The sequence below is a fragment of the Haemophilus parainfluenzae genome (assembly GCF_003252795.1).
GTDB classification, from domain to species: Bacteria; Pseudomonadota; Gammaproteobacteria; order Enterobacterales; family Pasteurellaceae; genus Haemophilus_D; species Haemophilus_D parainfluenzae_K.
This window is the reverse complement of record NZ_QEPQ01000003.1, coordinates 221,385-239,836: the sequence shown is the minus strand read 5'-3', so window position 1 is coordinate 239,836 and position 18,452 is coordinate 221,385. Positions and strand designations below refer to the sequence as shown.

General features: G+C 40.2%; 18 protein-coding genes. 8 read left to right on the top strand and 10 right to left on the bottom strand.

The features are described 5' to 3' along the window. Positions 1-2 precede the first annotated feature (2 nt). From DPV81_RS06075 to DPV81_RS06055, 5 genes are all read right to left on the bottom strand, one after another. A complete protein-coding gene (locus DPV81_RS06075) occupies positions 3-632 on the bottom strand; it encodes an NADH:ubiquinone reductase (Na(+)-transporting) subunit D (RefSeq protein WP_049379887.1) in 630 nt (209 codons plus the stop codon). Next, positions 632-1,423 carry a Na(+)-translocating NADH-quinone reductase subunit C gene (locus DPV81_RS06070; RefSeq protein WP_005695373.1) on the bottom strand — a complete coding sequence of 264 codons (792 nt, stop codon included), beginning with the start codon at positions 1,421-1,423 and terminating at the stop codon, positions 632-634. The genes DPV81_RS06075 and DPV81_RS06070 overlap by 1 nt, the downstream gene beginning before the upstream one ends. After that, complete coding sequence (locus DPV81_RS06065) at positions 1,416-2,651, bottom strand: NADH:ubiquinone reductase (Na(+)-transporting) subunit B (RefSeq protein WP_049375788.1); 1,236 nt, start codon at positions 2,649-2,651, stop codon at positions 1,416-1,418. Before DPV81_RS06065 ends, DPV81_RS06070 begins: the two co-directional genes overlap by 8 nt. 2 nt (positions 2,652-2,653) lie before the next feature. Then, a complete protein-coding gene (locus tag DPV81_RS06060) occupies positions 2,654-3,997 on the bottom strand; it encodes a Na(+)-translocating NADH-quinone reductase subunit A (RefSeq protein ID WP_111387304.1) in 1,344 nt (447 codons plus the stop codon). Positions 3,998-4,393: 396 nt separating this feature from the next. Further along, positions 4,394-4,705, bottom strand: coding sequence for a BolA family protein (locus DPV81_RS06055; protein WP_049369782.1), 312 nt, complete (start codon positions 4,703-4,705; stop codon positions 4,394-4,396). 84 nt (positions 4,706-4,789) lie between these two features. Here DPV81_RS06055 and DPV81_RS06050 point away from each other — a divergent pair, with 84 nt between their 5' ends. From DPV81_RS06050 to holA, 7 genes are all read left to right on the top strand, one after another. Continuing rightward, positions 4,790-5,389 carry a YajG family lipoprotein gene (locus DPV81_RS06050; RefSeq protein ID WP_049364852.1) on the top strand — a complete coding sequence of 200 codons (600 nt, stop codon included), beginning with the start codon at positions 4,790-4,792 and terminating at the stop codon, positions 5,387-5,389. A 313-nt stretch (positions 5,390-5,702) separates the two neighbouring features. Further along, positions 5,703-6,650, top strand: a complete 948-nt coding sequence (corA, locus tag DPV81_RS06045) for a magnesium/cobalt transporter CorA (protein WP_111387302.1) — start codon at positions 5,703-5,705, stop codon at positions 6,648-6,650. Continuing rightward, positions 6,650-7,195 carry a YggT family protein gene (locus tag DPV81_RS06040; protein WP_111387300.1) on the top strand — a complete coding sequence of 182 codons (546 nt, stop codon included), beginning with the start codon at positions 6,650-6,652 and terminating at the stop codon, positions 7,193-7,195. Before corA ends, DPV81_RS06040 begins: the two co-directional genes overlap by 1 nt. Positions 7,196-7,273: 78 nt before the next feature. Then, a complete protein-coding gene (gene yggU, locus DPV81_RS06035; protein ID WP_111387298.1) occupies positions 7,274-7,561 on the top strand; it encodes a DUF167 family protein YggU in 288 nt (95 codons plus the stop codon). Between the two features lie 118 nt (positions 7,562-7,679). Further along, on the top strand, positions 7,680-10,268 hold the full coding sequence (leuS, locus tag DPV81_RS06030; RefSeq protein ID WP_111387296.1) for a leucine--tRNA ligase: 2,589 nt from the start codon (positions 7,680-7,682) through the stop codon (positions 10,266-10,268). 87 nt (positions 10,269-10,355) lie between these two features. Further along, on the top strand, positions 10,356-10,859 hold the full coding sequence (locus DPV81_RS06025) for an LPS-assembly lipoprotein LptE (protein ID WP_049358012.1): 504 nt from the start codon (positions 10,356-10,358) through the stop codon (positions 10,857-10,859). Next, positions 10,859-11,896 carry a DNA polymerase III subunit delta gene (gene holA, locus DPV81_RS06020; RefSeq protein ID WP_111387294.1) on the top strand — a complete coding sequence of 346 codons (1,038 nt, stop codon included), beginning with the start codon at positions 10,859-10,861 and terminating at the stop codon, positions 11,894-11,896. The genes DPV81_RS06025 and holA overlap by 1 nt, the downstream gene beginning before the upstream one ends. Positions 11,897-11,925: 29 nt before the next feature. On the opposite strand, the gene DPV81_RS06015 is transcribed toward holA, so the two are convergent. The 4 genes from DPV81_RS06015 to secM all read right to left on the bottom strand — a co-directional run bounded on the left by DPV81_RS06015 (position 11,926) and on the right by secM (position 17,191). After that, a complete protein-coding gene (locus DPV81_RS06015) occupies positions 11,926-13,590 on the bottom strand; it encodes a sulfatase-like hydrolase/transferase (RefSeq protein WP_111387292.1) in 1,665 nt (554 codons plus the stop codon). A gap of 22 nt (positions 13,591-13,612) precedes the next feature. Continuing rightward, positions 13,613-14,017, bottom strand: a complete 405-nt coding sequence (gene mutT, locus DPV81_RS06010; RefSeq protein WP_005699596.1) for an 8-oxo-dGTP diphosphatase MutT — start codon at positions 14,015-14,017, stop codon at positions 13,613-13,615. Positions 14,018-14,103: 86 nt separating this feature from the next. Next, a complete protein-coding gene (secA, locus tag DPV81_RS06005) occupies positions 14,104-16,800 on the bottom strand; it encodes a preprotein translocase subunit SecA (protein ID WP_070582610.1) in 2,697 nt (898 codons plus the stop codon). 73 nt (positions 16,801-16,873) lie between these two features. Beyond that, positions 16,874-17,191, bottom strand: coding sequence for a secA translation cis-regulator SecM (gene secM, locus DPV81_RS06000; protein ID WP_111387290.1), 318 nt, complete (start codon positions 17,189-17,191; stop codon positions 16,874-16,876). A 72-nt stretch (positions 17,192-17,263) separates the two neighbouring features. Here secM and DPV81_RS05995 point away from each other — a divergent pair, with 72 nt between their 5' ends. Continuing rightward, complete coding sequence (locus DPV81_RS05995; RefSeq protein WP_111387288.1) at positions 17,264-17,584, top strand: DciA family protein; 321 nt, start codon at positions 17,264-17,266, stop codon at positions 17,582-17,584. 2 nt (positions 17,585-17,586) lie between these two features. Here DPV81_RS05995 and DPV81_RS05990 read toward each other — a convergent pair whose 3' ends face one another. Further along, a complete protein-coding gene (locus tag DPV81_RS05990) occupies positions 17,587-18,441 on the bottom strand; it encodes a Dam family site-specific DNA-(adenine-N6)-methyltransferase (protein ID WP_111387286.1) in 855 nt (284 codons plus the stop codon). Between the last annotated feature and the right edge of the window lie 11 nt (positions 18,442-18,452).

Sequence of the window (18,452 nt, the reverse complement as noted above, 5' to 3'; positions counted from 1 at the left end):
GATTATTTCTCCTGTTGCTCAGGTTTCCACGTTCTTAAGCCCCAAATAACGAAGCCGATAATAAAGAACGCACTTGGTGCAAGAAGGAATAAACCGTTTGGTTGATACCAACCGCCGTCTTGAATAGTCTGGAATACAGGGAAACCAAACAAACGACCAGAACCGATTAATTCACGTAATGTGGCGACAATTAATAAGATCGCACCATAACCTAAACCGTTACCGATACCGTCAACAAAGCTTTCTAACGGTGGTGATTTCATCGCAAACGCTTCTGCACGGCCCATTACGATACAGTTTGTAATGATAAGACCGACGAATACAGAGAGCTGTTTAGATAAACCATAAGCATAAGCTTTTAATACTTGGTCAACCAAGATTACTAAAGACGCGATAATCGCCAGTTGCACAATAATACGGATACTATTTGGAATATAGTTACGAATCAATGAAATGAACAAACTGGAAAAACCGGTTACCAAACTTACCGCAATCGCCATAACGATCGCTGTTTGTAATTGGGTTGTTACCGCTAATGCAGAACAGATACCCAAAATTTGCAAGGCAATCGGGTTATTTTTAGCAATAGGATCTAATAAAAGACCTTTTAAATTTACTTTTGCATCAGCCATTATTTGATTTCTCCTGCTTTAAATTTCGCTAAGAATGGACCAAAGCCATTTTGGCTGAACCAATAATCAAATGAACCTTGAACACCGTTACTGGTTAAAGTTGCACCTGATAAACCATCTACACCGTGCTCTTTATCTGCAGCAGAACTACCTTTGTAGATTTTGAATTTTTGGTTACCTTGTTCATCGAATAATTTTTTATCGACAAACTGTGCTTGCCAACGAGGGTTCGCAATTTCGCCCCCAAGACCGGCTGTTTCACCTTGATCATAGTAAGTAATACCTTTGATAGTATTCGCATCTGGTGCAACAGAAACAAAACCATACATGGTTGACCATAAACCACGACCATACATTGGTAATACAACTTGGGTTACATTGCCTTGCTCATCTTTTACAAGATAAACACGTGCTTGATTTGCACGAACTTTAATCCCTGCTTTATCTGCTTCAGCTGGAATTGCTTGGCTTTTAGCTGGATCTTTAACGGCATCTTTAGGTTCAAATTTATTAATTTCTTCTGCTGAAGCTTGAACGTAATCACCACTTTGCAAATCAACTAAACGCGGTTCAATAAATTTGCTGTAAGTGTCTTTAATTACTGATGCATTATCTTCTTTCATTAAGCCAGCAACAGTTAAAATGTTACGTTGAACGTCGAGTGCTTTTTGTTCATCTTGTTTGGATTTTAATGCTACTGCAGCACCAGAAACCACGATAGAACACACTAAACTTAGCAACACAACAACGGTAACTGTACCGCTAACGCTATCTTTATTAAATTTAGCCATTTGTTCTTGCTCTCCGACGTTTGATATTTGCTTGAACCACGATGTAGTCGAAAATTGGTGCAAATAAGTTTGCAAATAAAATCGCTAACATCATCCCTTCTGGATAAGCTGGGTTCACTGTACGAATTAATACCGCCATCACGCCAATTAACGCACCGTACCACCATTTACCTGTGTTGGTGAATGAAGCTGACACAGGGTCGGTTGCCATGAAGATCATACCAAGTGCAAAACCACCTAATACAAAGTGCCAATGCCAAGGCATTGAGAACATTTGGTTAGAATCAGAACCGATTAAGTTGAATAAGGTTGCTGTACCAATCATACCGATCATGACACCAGCCATAATGCGCCAAGAAGCAATACGGGTGAATACAATTAACGCACCACCGATTAATAACGCAAGCGTTGAAACCTCACCCATTGAACCAGGAATATTACCGATGAATGCATCCATCCAAGTAATAGGTTGACCGGTTACAGTGTGTTGTAATGCTGCTTGACCACCTTGAGACCATTGTGAAAGTGCGGTTGCACCAGAGAAACCATCTGCAGCGGTCCATACTAAGTCACCAGAAATTTGAGCCGGATAAGCGAAGAATAAGAATGCACGACCAGCAAGCGCAGGGTTCATAAAGTTACGACCTACACCACCGAAGATTTCTTTCGCTACTACAATACCAAAACTGATACCAAGTGCAGCTTGCCATAATGGCAATGTTGGTGGAACGATTAACGCAAATAAAATGGTTGAAACGAACATCCCTTCATTTACTTCATGACCACGCACCACTGAGAACAATAATTCCCAAATTGTACAAACGGTGAATACCACTAAGTAAATTGGTAAGAAGAAGATCGCCCCTAATGCCATTTTTGAACCCCAAGTTGCATTATTGGTTAAATCTAAACCTAATGAACTTGCAAGTGCATAGTGCCAATCGTTAGCAATTAATTGATCTAAATTGCCTAATTGATTTAAGGCCGGGATCGCTTGGTTACCCACATTGTACATCCCGTAGAAAATCGCTGGGAACAACGCAAGAAAAACCGTAATCATCATACGTTTTGAGTCTAACGCATCACGAACGTGTGTGTTTTTGTGCGTTACCGTACCTGGTGTATAAAGCAAGGTATAAATCGATTCAAAGACCGGATAAAGCTTGCTGTATTTACCACCTGGCAAAAACGCGGGTTCCATTTTTTCAAAAAGATTTTTTAAACCCATTTTTAACCTTCCTTTTCAATCTTATCTAATACTTGACGCAAGATTGAACCGTATTCATATTTGCCCGGGCAAACGAAAGAACATAATGCTAAGTCTTCTTCATCTAATTCAAGACAACCTAACGCTTGTGCACCATCGGTATCGCCCACGATTAAATCACGTAGTAATAATGTCGGTAAAATATCCAACGGCATTACGCGCTCATAGCTACCGATTGGTACCATTGCACGCTCACCACCATTTTCTGCTGTAGTGAAGTTGAATAATTTTTTACCAAAGTGACCTAATACGGTACGGGTAATCGAATATTTGTTCGATTGTGGTGTGATCCAACCTAAGAACTCTTTCTCATTACCTTCCGCAATCACAGAAACTTGTAATGCATAACGACCTAAATAGTCATGAGCATCTTTTGCCGTTTGACCACAAAGTACTGAACCAGAAATCACACGGTTATTACCGTCTTTTAACTCACCAGCTGTTAATTGAGAAAGGTTTGCACCGACAACGGTACGAACTAAACGAGGCTCTTTCACTTGTGGACCCGCAAGAGAAATAATGCGTTCTACATAAAGTTCGCCCGTAGTGAATAATTTACCTACAGCAATCACATCTTGGTAATTGATGTGCCATACGGTTTTATTCACACCAACCGGATCGATAAAGTGGATATGTGTACCCACTAAGCCAGCAGGATGAACACCACCAAAATCATGTACTTTTAAGTTAGCTAAATCCACGGTTGGGATATTGCTATCACCCGCTTTACATAGATTTAATGGTTTATTTTGGAATAGACGACTTAATACAGTTAAACCGTCAATAAAATCTTGCCAATGCTCTTTTAACACCGCCTCTGGATTTGCCGCCAAAGGATTGGTATCCATCGCATTTACAAACAGAGAAGAAGGTTCTGCATCTACGGCAGGCACTTTGCTGAATGGACGAGTGCGGAACGCTGTCCACAAACCGGATTCAACGAGGTTTTGTTTAACTTGTTCAGAAGAAAGCGTATTGAGCTCACCTGCGTTATATTTAGCGAAAGTAACTTGATCGTTACCTTGCACATCAATGACCACAGATTGTAATACACGTTTTTCGCCACGATTAATTACAGTGATAGTACCACTCGCAGGGGCTGTGAAAACCACTCCAGGGTTTTTCTTGTCTTCAAAAAGCACTTGGCCTTTTTTCACGACATCGCCTTCGCGTACCTTCATAGAAGGACGCATACCCACATACTCTTCACCAAGAATCGCAACCTGATTCACAGCGTTACCGCTATGGATTACTTGTGCTGGTTTTCCTGCAATAGGAAGGTCCAAGCCTTTTTTGATTGTAATCATACTGTTTGCACTACTTTTCTAGGTTAAAAACACGATTGCAATCAAAGCCTATGCCTTAAGAGCAATCTCGCGATTGAGCGTGACAGAAAACACTTTGAGATCAAAGCATTATTAACTGACACATAAATTTAAAAACTCAAATCTGTTTAATTTCTCGACGAGTAAGGAATTACTCACACATCTAGAAATTGAAATTCGAAAATTAAAAGCGCCTTATTCTATCGGAAAATGGGCTTTTATTCCACTTTACCCCCCATTTTTTGTGAAATATTTGTGAACTTTTTAGACAGATATTTATCTGGAGTAAAAATAAATCTCCATCAAAATAAAAAGAGAGAACGCTTATCGCCTTCTCTCTTCTTATGAAAATCTAATATAGGGAACGTAAGGGAATACTTACTGTCCAACACCAAGACAATTTGGTGATTTTGGAAATGCTTCACCTAGGCTCTCCCATTCGCTTTTTGTATAAAGATGAAGAGCTAATGCGTGAATGCCATTTTTTAAATCATCGGCAAAAAGTTGGTAAAGTTTTTGGTGACGTTGCACCTTGCGCATGCCTTCAAAAGCATCGCTGACAATCACTAATTTAAAATGAGAATCCGCCCCTCGACCGGAACTATGCATATGACTTTCATTTTCTACGGTGGCAAAGTGCGGTTGAAATTCGGCTTGAATTCTCTCTAATAATTCTTGCTGTTTTGACATAAATAAACTCCCTAACTTTTTGCTATACATTCGGCGTTAAGTTTGTAAGAATAACACAAATTAACCTAATTCAATGAGGAAATTATGAAAGTAACAAACAAAATCAAAGCATTATCAACAATGACGTTGGCGGCTGCGACATTATTTTTAGCAGGTTGCCAAGCGCAATCTAATACCTTAACTTTTGCGCCTCAATCACCGACTGCATCAATGAATATTAACCAATCAGCAGTGGTAACAGTTAATACTCGCGATTCTCGTCCACAACAAGAAATTGCAACTTATACTAAATCAGGTGAGCTGATTAAATTAAACGCCTCACCAAGCGTTACTCAACTTTTCCAACAGGTGATGCAACAAAATTTAGTTAGTAAAGGTTTCCGTATCGGACAAGCGAATAATGCGAATGCTGGCGTAACTGTTGATGTGAAAGAATTCAACGCTAAAGTAGAGCAAGGTAATTTACGTTATACCTTGAACAGCAAAATTCAAGCGGTGGTTTATGTACAAGGTCCACGCGGACAATACAACAAAACCTTTAATGCAACCCGTTCACAGTCTGGCGCATTTAATGCGAGTAATGATGAAATTCAAAAAGTGTTAGGCGAAACCTTCAAAGATATTGTTAATAATATTTATCAAGATCAAGAAGTTACTAACGCCATTAATCAATATACCAATTAATTAAAAAGTGCCGTGTCCTTTTCAATAATCACTTGACGAATACGCCTTTCAAGCGTAACATTCGACCGATTTTTTAACGAGAAGGACACACACTTTGGACAGTCATAGTCGATACCGAATATCGCTCTAGACTCTCGCCTCTTATCAGCGAGAGCTCGCTGGTAATCAATTTACCTTTCTTCGGCATCTTTTATCGAACGAAACCCATTTTAAAACATTCAAAAATTTGACCGCACTTTTCTCTAGTGCCAATTTCGTTTGATCTTTTTTTGTTCACAGTTGGATCTTCATAATCCCAAAAGGAGTATGACCAATGATTAACGCTTTTACCATTAACGATTCTCGCTTGCTTCGTATTGATGACGAACCAGCCGATCTCAGCTCTGCCATTTGGTTAGATTTGCTGGAGCCGACAGGGGAAGAACGTGAAATGTTGCAAGAAGGCTTAGGACAAAGTCTTGCCTCATTCCTCGAATTGGAAGATATCGAAGCGTCCGCGCGTTTCTTTGAAGACGAAGACGGCTTGCACTTGCACTCATTCTTCTATTGTGAAGACGAAGAAAACTACGCCGATCTCGCAAGCGTAGCGTTTACTATTCGTGATGGCCGCCTATTTACCTTGCGTGATCGTGAATTACCGGCATTCCGTTTATATCGTATGCGTTCTCGTAGCCAGCGCTTATTTGAATGTAATGCATATGAAGTCTTACTCGACTTATTTGAAACCAAAATTGAGCAATTAGCCGATGTTATCGAAAACGTTTATGCCGATTTGGAAAAATTAAGTCGCGTAATTTTAAACGGTACGCAAGATGAAGCTTTCGATGAAGCCTTAAATACCCTAACAGAACAAGAAGATACCAGTTCTAAAGTGCGTTTATGTTTGATGGATACACAACGCGCGTTGGGTTTCTTGGTGCGTAAAACTCGCTTACCGCCAAATCAGTTAGAACAAGCACGAGAAATCTTACGAGATATCGAATCATTGCAACCGCATAATGAATCATTGTTCCAAAAAGTAAACTTTTTAATGCAGGCGGCAATGGGTTATATTAATATCGAGCAGAATAAAATCATGAAATTCTTCTCAGTGGTATCGGTTATGTTCCTACCGGCAACGCTTGTCGCATCTACTTACGGGATGAACTTTGAATTTATGCCGGAACTCCATTTTAAATATGGTTACCCAATGGCTATTGGATTAATGATTGGCGCGGCGCTTACGCCTTATATCTATTTTAAACGGAAAGGTTGGTTATAATGGAAATTTCCCAAACTGCATTATTTTTAGGATCGATTATCGATCTGTATTGTTTAGTGTTAATTTTACGCGTATGGCTTCCCTTAGCTAACGTGGATTATTACAATCCTATTTCTCAATTTACGCTGAAATTTACCCAACCGGTTATTGTGCCATTACGTAAAGTTTTTCCTGTGGTGAAAAAAGTAGAAACTGCGGCACTGTTTTTAGTCTTCTTGCTTTGCGGACTAAAATCGATTCTCTTTGGCGGATTAAATCTCAGTTTCTTCTTGCTATTGGGCATATTAGGACTAATTAAAAATATCGGTGTGGCCATTTTCTATGTGTTAATCGCCGGTGCAATTTTAAGTTGGTTTAATCGTGGCAATAATCCTGCATTCTATGCGTTATATCAACTTACCGAACCATTATTGAAACCCATTAAACGCATTTTACCAACTGTGGGCGTGATTGATTTTTCACCGATGGTTATCGCTATTATCCTGTTATTTTTGAATAATCTCTTTTACGATTACTTTAACCTTTTATGGGCAATTGCTGCGTAAAGTGCGGTTAAAAATAACATTATTTTTTCGGGCTGGATTTTCCAGCCCTTATTGTAAATATGGTGAGTAAATTTAGTTATGCCAGCAATCGAACAAACACCTGAAGGACTACGTCTTAAAATCATTTTGCAACCCAAAGCCAGTAAAGATCAAATCATGGGATTACATGATGATGAGCTAAAGATTACGATTACTGCTCCACCTGTTGATGGTCAAGCAAATACTCACTTGCTGAAATTTTTGAGTAAAGCATTCAAAGTACCTAAGAGTTCAATAGTTCTTGAAAAAGGTGAATTAAACCGACATAAACAAGTTTGGATTCCTTCGCCTAAATTAATTCCATCTGAAATTCAAAATCTCTTATAAAATCAGTAAAAAAATCACCGCACTTTCTACCAATTTTCCCCGTTTTACGCTATCCTATACCACATTTTATAAAGCAAAATATGCCGCGAAGTGCGGTCAAAATTTAAGGTGATTTTCTATGCAACAACATTACCGTCCTGATTTGATTGAACCTGCCGTTCAACAATATTGGGCTGAAAATAAAGTCTTCAAAGCGATCAAAGATACGTCTAAAGAAAAATATTACTGTCTTTCAATGTTCCCTTACCCATCAGGTCGTTTACACATGGGCCATGTGCGTAACTACACCATCGGTGATGTAGTTTCACGTTACCAGCGTATGAACGGCAAAAACGTATTACAACCGATCGGTTGGGATGCATTCGGCTTGCCGGCGGAAGGTGCTGCGATTAAAAATAAAACCGCGCCCGCAAAATGGACTTACGAAAACATTGAATACATGAAAAAACAGCTCAAAATGTTGGGCTTTGGTTATGACTGGGAGCGAGAAATTGCGACTTGCCGTCCAGAATACTACAAATGGGAACAATGGTTCTTCACCGAGCTTTATAAAAAAGGCTTAGTTTACAAAAAAACCTCAACTGTGAACTGGTGTCCGAACGATGAAACCGTATTGGCGAACGAACAGGTACACGAAGGTTGCTGCTGGCGTTGTGACACTCCGGTCGAGCAAAAAGAAATCCCACAATGGTTTATTAAAATCACTGATTACGCTGAACAATTACTAGGTGGATTAGACCAACTGCCACAATGGCCAGATATGGTAAAAACCATGCAACGTAACTGGATTGGCCGTTCTGAAGGGGTGGAAATTACGTTTGATGTGGCGGATACCGCAGAAAAAGTTTCAGTTTATACCACCCGTCCAGATACTTTCTATGGTGTGAGCTATTTAGGTATCGCAGCTGCTCACCCATTAGCAGAATTAGCGGCAGAAAAAAATCCTCAATTGGCTGAATTCATCCGTGAAGCGAAAAATGCCAAAGTGGCCGAAGCAGACCTTGCCACTATGGAGAAAAAAGGGATGGCAACCGGCTTATTCGCCATTCATCCATTAACCGGTGAAAAATTACCAATTTGGGTCGCTAACTTCGTGTTAATGCACTACGGTACTGGCGCGGTAATGGCGGTTCCAGCACACGACCAACGCGACTTTGAATTTGCTCAAAAATACAATTTGCCAATTAAACAGGTAATCGCACCGCTTGCAGATGAAGAAATTGATTTAACCAAACAAGCTTTTGTTGAACACGGTAAATTAGTGAACTCTGCTGAGTTTGATGGTTTAGATTTTGATGCGGCATTCAACGGTATTGCGGACAAATTAGAAAAATTAGGCGTGGGTAAACGCCAAGTGAATTATCGTTTACGTGACTGGGGCGTTTCTCGTCAACGTTATTGGGGGGCTCCAATTCCAATGCTCACCTTACCAAACGGTGAAACCGTACCGGCACCAATCGAAGATTTACCGATTATTCTGCCGGAAGATGTGGTCATGGATGGCGTGAAAAGCCCAATTAAAGCGGATCCAAATTGGGCGAAAACGACCTTTAACGGTGAACCTGCGTTAAAAGAAACCGATACTTTTGATACTTTTATGGAATCCTCTTGGTACTACGCGCGTTACACTTCACCAAGCTATGCAGAAGGCATGTTGGATAAAGAGGAAGCTAATTACTGGTTACCAGTGGATCAATATATCGGCGGTATCGAGCACGCGACCATGCACTTGCTCTACTTCCGTTTCTTCCACAAATTATTGCGTGATGCAGGTTTCGTAACGAGCGATGAGCCAGCACAAAAATTATTATGCCAAGGCATGGTATTAGCTGATGCGTTCTACTACACCAGCCCGACTAACGAGCGTATTTGGGTAAGTCCAACGCAAGTCACTCTTGAGCGTGATGAAAAAGGTCGTATTATCAAAGCAACCGATCCGGAAGGCCGTGAATTGGTGCATACCGGTATGACCAAAATGTCGAAATCCAAAAACAACGGTATTGACCCACAAGAGATGGTGGAAAAATACGGTGCAGATACTGTGCGTCTCTTCATGATGTTCGCATCTCCTGCAGAAATGACACTTGAATGGCAAGAATCGGGCGTAGAAGGAGCAAAACGTTTCTTAGGTCGTGTATGGAATTTGGTGTATGAATACAGTCAAAATCCTGCAAAAAATGCTTTAGATGTGGCCGCACTTTCTGCAGACCAAAAAGCGCTTCGCCGTGATGTGCATAAAACGATCGCAAAAGTGAGTGATGACATTGGTCGCCGTCAGACCTTCAATACCGCTATCGCGGCAGTAATGGAGTTAATGAATAAATTAACCCGTGCGCCATTAGAAAGTGAACAAGATCGCGCTGTTATGGCTGAAGCATTAAGCGCAGTCGTACGTATGCTTTACCCAATCACACCACATATCTGCTTTGAATTATGGAAAGCTTTAGGCAACGAAAGCAACATCGACCATGCAGAATGGGTGAAAACTGATGAAGCGGCGATGGTAGAAGATGAAAAACTTATCGTGGTACAAGTCAACGGTAAAGTACGTGGTAAAGTGACTGTTGCAGCTGATGCGGATGAAGAAACCGTAAAAACGGTTGCATTTGCAGATGAAAATGTGAAGAAATTTACTGATAATACACAAATCGTGAAAGTGATTTATGTACCAGGTAAATTGTTAAATGTGGTGGTTAAACCGCAATAATCCATAAAATAACCGCATTTTATTCTAAGCGTTGCATAAACGGCTCTTAAACAAAATAAAGTGCGGTGAATTTTACAGGTAATTTTTATGATGAAATCAATCAAAACGATCTGCTTTGTTGGGGCAACTGCCTTTTTAACGGCTTGTGGTTGGCACTTCGATAATGGTGCGGCTGTTCCTGCAGAATTAAAAACAATGGCTCTTGAAAGTAGCGACCCATACAGTGAAATGTCTATGGCTATGCGTAAGCAACTGCTTAGCAACAACGTAAACCTTGTGCCTGCCAAACAAGGGGTGCCAGTGTTGCGTTTAAATAAACAGACTTCAAGCGACAAAGTCGCATCAGTCTTTAAACAAGGTCGTGAAGCAGAAAAAGTACTGACCCTTGATGTTGAAGCAAGTGTACGCTTGGCTAATGGAGAAACCTATCCAATCTCTGCAAAAATCAACCGCACTTTCTTTGATAACTCACGTGCTGCATTAGCAAAATCAGCTGAGCGCGATGTGATTTGGAATGATATGCGCGAACAAGCGGCTCGCCAATTAATTAATAAAATGGCCGCCTTGCAACATCAAGTTCAAGGAAAATAATGAACCGCATTTTTCCTGAGCAACTGGCCTCTAACCTGAACAGCCATTTAGCGAAAGTCTATTTTTTGGTTGGGACAGATCCCCTGTTGCTCAGTGAAAGTGAAGATCTCATTCATCAAGCCGCCCTTCTTCAAGGTTTTGATGAAAAAAATCAAATCACCACAGATACTAATACTGACTGGCCTACATTAATTGAGGCTAGCCAATCTATGGGGCTCTTCTTTAATAAGCAAATTTTCATTCTCAATTTACCCGAAAATTTGACCGCACTTTTGCAGAAAAACCTTCTGCAATTTATCAGTGGATTATATGAAGATAGCTTGTTTGTTCTCACCTTGCCTAAATTGTCTAAAGCAGCCGAAAAACAAGAGTGGTTTATTCAAGCAAATCAACTTGATCCGCAATCTGTTATCGTGAACTGCCAAACACCGAACTCAGAACAGCTTTCTCGTTGGGTGAAGCATCGTACAAAAAACATGGGATTATCAGCTGATGAGGAAGCCATTCAACTACTTTGTTACAGCTATGAAAATAATCTACTGGCATTGAAACAAGCGTTACAGCTTTTAGATTTGCTTTATCCTGATCACAAACTCACTTATAACCGCGTTAAATCAGTCGTAGAGCAATCTTCTGTCTTTACCCCTTTCCAATGGATTGATGCATTGTTAGCAGGCAAGGCTAATCGCTCAAAGCGAATTTTGCGAGGTTTACAAGCTGAAGATGTGCAACCTGTCATTTTATTGCGTACTTTGCAGCGTGAACTACTCACCTTGTTAGAATTAACCAAACCACAGCTGCGTAATCCATCTCTTCAAACGAGTTTGCCAACACAGACACTCAAAGCGGATTTTGACCGTCTCAAAATTTGGCAGAATCGTCGTCATCTTTATACCGCAGCGATACAACGACTCACCTATCAAAAGCTCTTTGAAATATTGCAAGAATTGGCAGATATTGAGCGCACAACAAAGCAAGAATATGGTCAAGACGTGTGGGTAAAATTGGCAGACTTATCGGTTAAAATTTGTTTATAAAAAATCTCGGCGTTAACCGAGATTTTTTATTATTGCGCAATTTTTAAATCTTGATACAGATAATTTCGATAGCTATTCACTAAATCCACATCCTCCGCATCTTCGAGCTTACCTTGGCTTAGCTGACGCATCGCGATATTCGCTCGCATAAAATCATCTTTCGGTGATAAACCTGCCACATCAAGTAATACACCACCAACAAAGGCTAAATCTAAGAAATCTTGCTGTTGAACAAAGTCAGTCTTACGATTAGTTCTAACGACAAATTGAGTCACATAATCTGGATTCGCAAAGTTACCTTTTTTCGGTGGAAGCTGATTATCAAAAGCGACTTGATGATCACCAAAATAACCGAATACATAAGGCGTTTCACGTGATTTTAAATAATCATTTAAACCTTCAATTGCCTCATTGAGGCTAGCAATGCGATCAATATAATCATTTAGGCAGGAAATCGCTTTTCCCCCTAAACGCTTACTCGCCAAATTAAAATGGTTTGGCATATTTGTGTTGTAAGGGCCGTGCTCTTTCATCGTGAGCACATAGACAAACATAGGCTGTTTCACATTTTCCAATGATGGATGCTGTTTCTGCAGAATCAGCTTAGTGTAATACATCATCTCTTCACTGGTAATGTGCCAGAGATTTTTGCTGATTGATGCTGGATAGCCTAAATCTTGTGGTTGCAACATCAAATCAAAACCAAAGTGGTCATAAGCTGGTTTTGCGTTGTAGTTACCTTTCGTAAAAGGCGATAACGCCACACAAAAATAGCCTTGCTCACGAAGATTTTTAATAAAACCTGTCTGTAAGTGTGGCACAACCGAATAAAACACCCCACTTGCTAAAGCACCAAAATCGGTTGATGGCACGCCTGCAAGGAAAGCAAATTCAGATTTCCACGTTGCGCCACCCACCGTATGCACACGCAATGGGCTTACAAACGCAGTATCTTCTTGCTTATTAAACATTGAAAATGGCGGGATAGTTTCTGCATCAAAATCAAATTGATGGGGATTCAAGGTTGATTCTTGTAAACACACCACAATATCTGGCTTTTCTGCACTTTCAGTTTTACTCTCTGCCTTTTCACTTAAAAGTGCGGTCAGTTTTTCTTTAAATTTTTGGCTATTACCTTCAAATTCTGGCACTTTAAAGAATACACCACGACAAGACATTGGCAGGTTTAAGAAAACATCTCGACCATCATCCGGCAATGAATCTAGCCAGACTTTTGTCGCATCCGGATCTTTAGAATAATGCCACATTAAACCAAAGCTCGTTACAGCGAATATTGCTGCAAATACGCGAAATCCAGTAGATGCAGTTTCAGCATCTGACCAACCAAAGATAGCATAACCCAACAGACCTAATAGCCCCAACACGCCGAAAATCGCCCCTTTATAATGTAAGAGGGTTTCCCAATTTCGCCAGTCTGTCACAAGCCAAAAATCTGAAATGAGTAAAGGTTGTTTGTAGTAATGAATTTTCATTCGATGGAATAGCATCAACACCACAAAAAGTACGGACGCAAAATTCAATCCGCGTTGCCATTGACCAGTTATCGCAAACATTGAACTAAACAATAAGACGAATAATGCAATCGCAAAAAAATATGTCCAACGATAGTGCGAATTGACGATAAAAATCACCGTCGCAATAAAAAATAAACTCAGAAAAATACTTGGAATCATAATAAATAAATTTGATTAAATGTTATTTGACACTTTCAGCCACTAAACGCTGAATCAGCTTTAAATTGGCTGGAGGGAATTGCCCTGCATCAAGCTCACTTTGTTCAAGCCAAAAACCTTCCTGACCTTCTCGACCAAACGGCTCGCCAATCCATTCAGTGACCAGATAAAAACTAAAATCTAAAATTTTGGTTGGATATTCAAATTGAAAACGTTCGTACAGCTCAGCATTTAAAATGTGAATGCCAATCTCTTCTTCCAATTCTCTTTTTAACGCTTCTTCAGGTGTTTCACCCGCATCAACTTTACCACCTGGAAATTCTAATGCTTGCGCAAAATCTTGCCCTTCTAAACGCTGGGTCAAATATAGCTGCCCAAATTCATTACGAATAATCCCTGCCGCAACTTGAATGATAGGCTTACTCATCGTTTTTCCTTATCTCAAAAGTAGAAAGAGCGGTCATTTTTAGCGGTGTTTTAAACACGCAAAAATTTAACCGCTCTTTACCTTAACTAAGCATATCGGGCTTTACTGCCGTGGCAATGCTTGTATTTTTTACCGGACCCACAAGGACAAGGTTCATTACGTCCAATATGGCGATCAGAATAGTCCTCGCTTTGAGCTTGCTCTGTATTTTCATCTACAGGTTGATGAGTTAATGCTTCACGTTCAGCCATTTCTTGACGTGCACGTTCCGCTTCTTCAATCTCTTCCTGTGTACGGACTTTCACTCGAGTAAGTGTCGTAATCACATGATGTTTTAAAGAATCCAACATTTCAGTAAACATACGGAAAGATTCTTTTTTGTACTCTTGTTTTGGATCTTTTTGCGCATAACCACGTAAATGGATACCTTGACGTAAATAGTCCATTGCCGCCAAGTGCTCTTTCCAAAGCTCATCAAGAGTTTGTAACATCACACCTTTTTCGAAATGACGCATGGTTTCTTCACCCGCAAGCGCTTCTTTCGCTTTGTATTCATCTTCGGCTTCTTGAATAATGCGCTCACGCAAGTTTTCTTCATGAAGATTGTTATTTTCTTCCAACCAATGTTCAATTGGTAACTCAAGACCAAACTCCTGAGCTAAACGCTCTTCTAAGCCTTTAATATCCCATTGTTCTTCCAACGATTGTGGTGGAATATATTGGTCAATCACATCATTAAATACATCGCTACGGATAGCTTTGATCGTCTCTGAAATATCATCATTATCGAGCAAGTAATTACGTTGTTCGTAAATTGCATGACGTTGGTCATTAGCCACATCATCATATTCAAGCAAGTTTTTACGACCATCAAAGTGGAAGGCTTCTACTTTCGCTTGCGCCGATGCAATCACTTTAGCGAGAAGTTTAGACTCCATCGCTTCACCTGGTTGGGTGAAGGCTTTACGCATCATATTTAATTTACCTTCATTCAGATAAATGCGCATTAAGCCGTCTTCCAAAGAAAGGTAGAAACGTGAAGAACCTGGGTCACCTTGACGACCTGAACGACCACGTAACTGGTTATCAATACGGCGTGATTCGTGACGTTCTGTCCCGATAATGTGTAAGCCACCGGCTTGCATCACGATCTCGTGATTTTTCTCCCACTCAGCTTTAAGTGCCTCAATTTGCTCTGGAGTTGGGTTCTCTAATTTTGCAGCTTTTGCTTTCCAGTTACCACCGAGGATAATATCGGTACCACGACCCGCCATGTTAGTTGCAATGGTTACTGCACCTGGCGCCCCTGCTTCCGCAACAATTTCCGCTTCTTGTGCATGGAATTTTGCATTCAATACGTTGTGTTTGATGCCCGCTTTATCTAACGCTTGAGAAAGCATTTCAGATTTCTCAACTGATACGGTACCGACAAGAACCGGTTGATTGCGAGCGACACAGTCTTTGATATCTTCAATAATTGCATTGAATTTGTATTCTTCATTCTCAAACATAACGTCCGTACGATCATCACGAATCATTGGACGATTGGTTGGGATAACAACAGTTTCCAAACCATAAATTTGTTGGAATTCAAAGGCTTCGGTATCAGCCGTACCCGTCATACCCGCTAATTTGTCATAAAGACGGAAGTAGTTTTGGTAAGAAATCGACGCAACAGTTTGGTTTTCACTCTTAATTTCTACGCCTTCTTTTGCTTCGATTGCTTGGTGTAAACCATCAGACCAACGACGACCCGCCATAGTACGACCAGTATGTTCATCGACGATCACGATCTCACCATCTTTCACGATATAGTCTACATCGCGCTCAAATAAAGTATTCGCACGTAACGCTGCCATAACATGGTGTAGCAATACAATGCGCGCTGGTGAATAAAGAGAATCACCTTCTGGCATTAAACCTTGTTCAATTAACCAATTTTCAACTTTTTCTTGACCACGTTCAGTCAAATACGCTTGTTTGGTTTTAAGATCTAAGGTGTAGTCGCCTTCACCGGTATATTCTTCCGTATCTTCTTTTTCTTGCTTAATTAAATTCGGAATTAATTTATTTACCGCAATATAAAGCTCAGAGCTGTCTTCCGCTTGACCTGAAATAATCAACGGCGTACGTGCTTCATCGATTAAGATAGAGTCCACTTCATCCACTAAGGCATAGCCTAAATGACGTTGGAAACGCTCTTCTTTGGAATGCGCTAAGTTATCACGAAGGTAATCAAAACCTAGCTCGCTGTTTGTGGCATATGTAATATCTGCCGCATAAGCTTCACGTTTTGCTTCAGGCGGTAAACCAGGGATATTCACCCCAACAGTCATACCTAAGAATTCAAATAATGGGCGGTTAGTTTCTGCGTCACGACGTGCTAAGTAATCATTTACTGTCACAACGTGTACACCTTTACCTTCCAATGCCATCAAATAACAAGGCAAGGTTGCAGTTAAGGTTTTACCTTCACCCGTACGCATCTCTGCGATACAACGGTTTGTTAGCACCATACCACCGATTAATTGCACATCGAAATGGCGCATACCGAGTACACGTTTACCCGCTTCACGCACGGTTGCAAACGCTTCAGGTAAAAGTTGTTGCAAGGTTTCACCGTTAGCTAAACGGCTACGGAATTCTTCTGTTTTTGCTCTTAATTCATCATCACTTAATGCTTCAAAAGCCGGCTCCATTTTGTTGATTTTCGCAACTTGTTTTCTTAATCTGCGTAAAATACGTTCGTTACGGCTGCCAAAAATTTTTGTTAAAAAACTCATAATTTCTCTTTCAAATAAAAAATAAAAAGGATCATCCGATTAAAAAATCGGTTCGTTCAAAGATAAAAGAAAATTAAATGATGGCAGGGCCGGCACGAATAGGGGCAAAAACAGGAAACTCTGCCGCGGTAAAGTGCGGTTGAATTTTTTCGTGTTTTTGATTGGAATGGGTTTTGTGATTTGTTGGCTGAGGTTGAACCTGCAATGCTTGACGAATTTCACGCACCGCAATCAACATATGTTGTTCAGATGATGTTTGGTAATTTTCGCCACTCACATTTGATGAAGGCGGTGCTTCTAATCCCTGAGCGACAGGTAAAGCAAAAATCGCAATCATGCTTAACAGCAACTGCGACCAGAAATTTGTTTTACCTTTGTTTGATTTCATCATCTTATTGTCTCTGACAAAATTTGTGTGTATTGTATCGGAAATTCAACGTAAAGTCATTATTGGGGTATTTTTGTGGAAAACAAGCATGGGCGTTATCAAAAAGCCATGAATATTATTGATGTGCTAGAAGGATCACAATTTGCCAAAATCATGCAGAAAGGGTTAATGTTGAATGAACTGAACCAAAACATCAGTCGCCTTTTCCCTCGAGAATTTAAAGGACTTTTTCGTTTAGGTTCCATCACAGATGGGAAACTCTTTATCGAAGTCAAAAGTGCGGTCGTTCGCCAAGGGATTTTATTTCGACAAAGCGAATTACTCACTGCAATTCAACCGACTTATCCCGAAGTAAAAGGCTTTGAGATTAAAATTAATCCTGAATTAACCTGCTAAACTTAACCTTTAAAGATAGCGATCAATTCTTTTACTTTAACTCGTTTTTCTGAGGATTGACTGATCGAGCGCTGTACTTTAACGCGTTTAAATTTTGCCCCTTTATAAATCTCACGCGTAAATTTCGTATCGTGGTTAGAAATCACAACAGAAATTTGCTTTTCTTTTTGTGCTTTTTTAGCGCATTCTGCTAAATTCTTTTGATGTTCAATACCAAAAGCATTCCCCGCATATCCAGTAAAATTAGTATCTTGTGGAAGCGGCGCATAAGGCGGATCACAGTAGATCACGCTGTGTTTATCCGCTAATTCAAAGGTCTGTTGAAAATCGGCACATAAAAAGACCGCACTTTGCGCTTTATGGGCGAAATAGCGCAATTCATCTTCAGGGAAATAATGGGTTTTATAAGCGCCAAAGGGCACATTAAACTCATTTTTACTGTTATAACGGCACAATCCATTAAATCCAAAACGGTTCAAATAAAGGAACAACACCGAACGCTCGAAAGGATCGCTTGATTGATTAAAGGCATCTCGCTGTGCGTAATAATACTCGGCAGTATTGGCATTTTCGGCAAAGAAAATTGGCTTACAAGCCTCAATATAGGCATCCACATTTTCTTTGACGATATTAAACAAGTTAATCAAATCAGGATTAATATCTGCCAAAATATAACGCTCAAAATGAGAATTAAGAAAAACAGCACCCGCCCCCACAAAAGGTTCGATTAAACACTGTTTTCTTTTAGGAAAAACTCGGTTGAGATCGTCCGTTAAACGAAATTTACCGCCCGCCCATTTTAAAAACGGGCGGTGTTTAATTCGAGGTTTCGTTTTGTTATTTTTCGGACGCAACATGGAGCAATGAC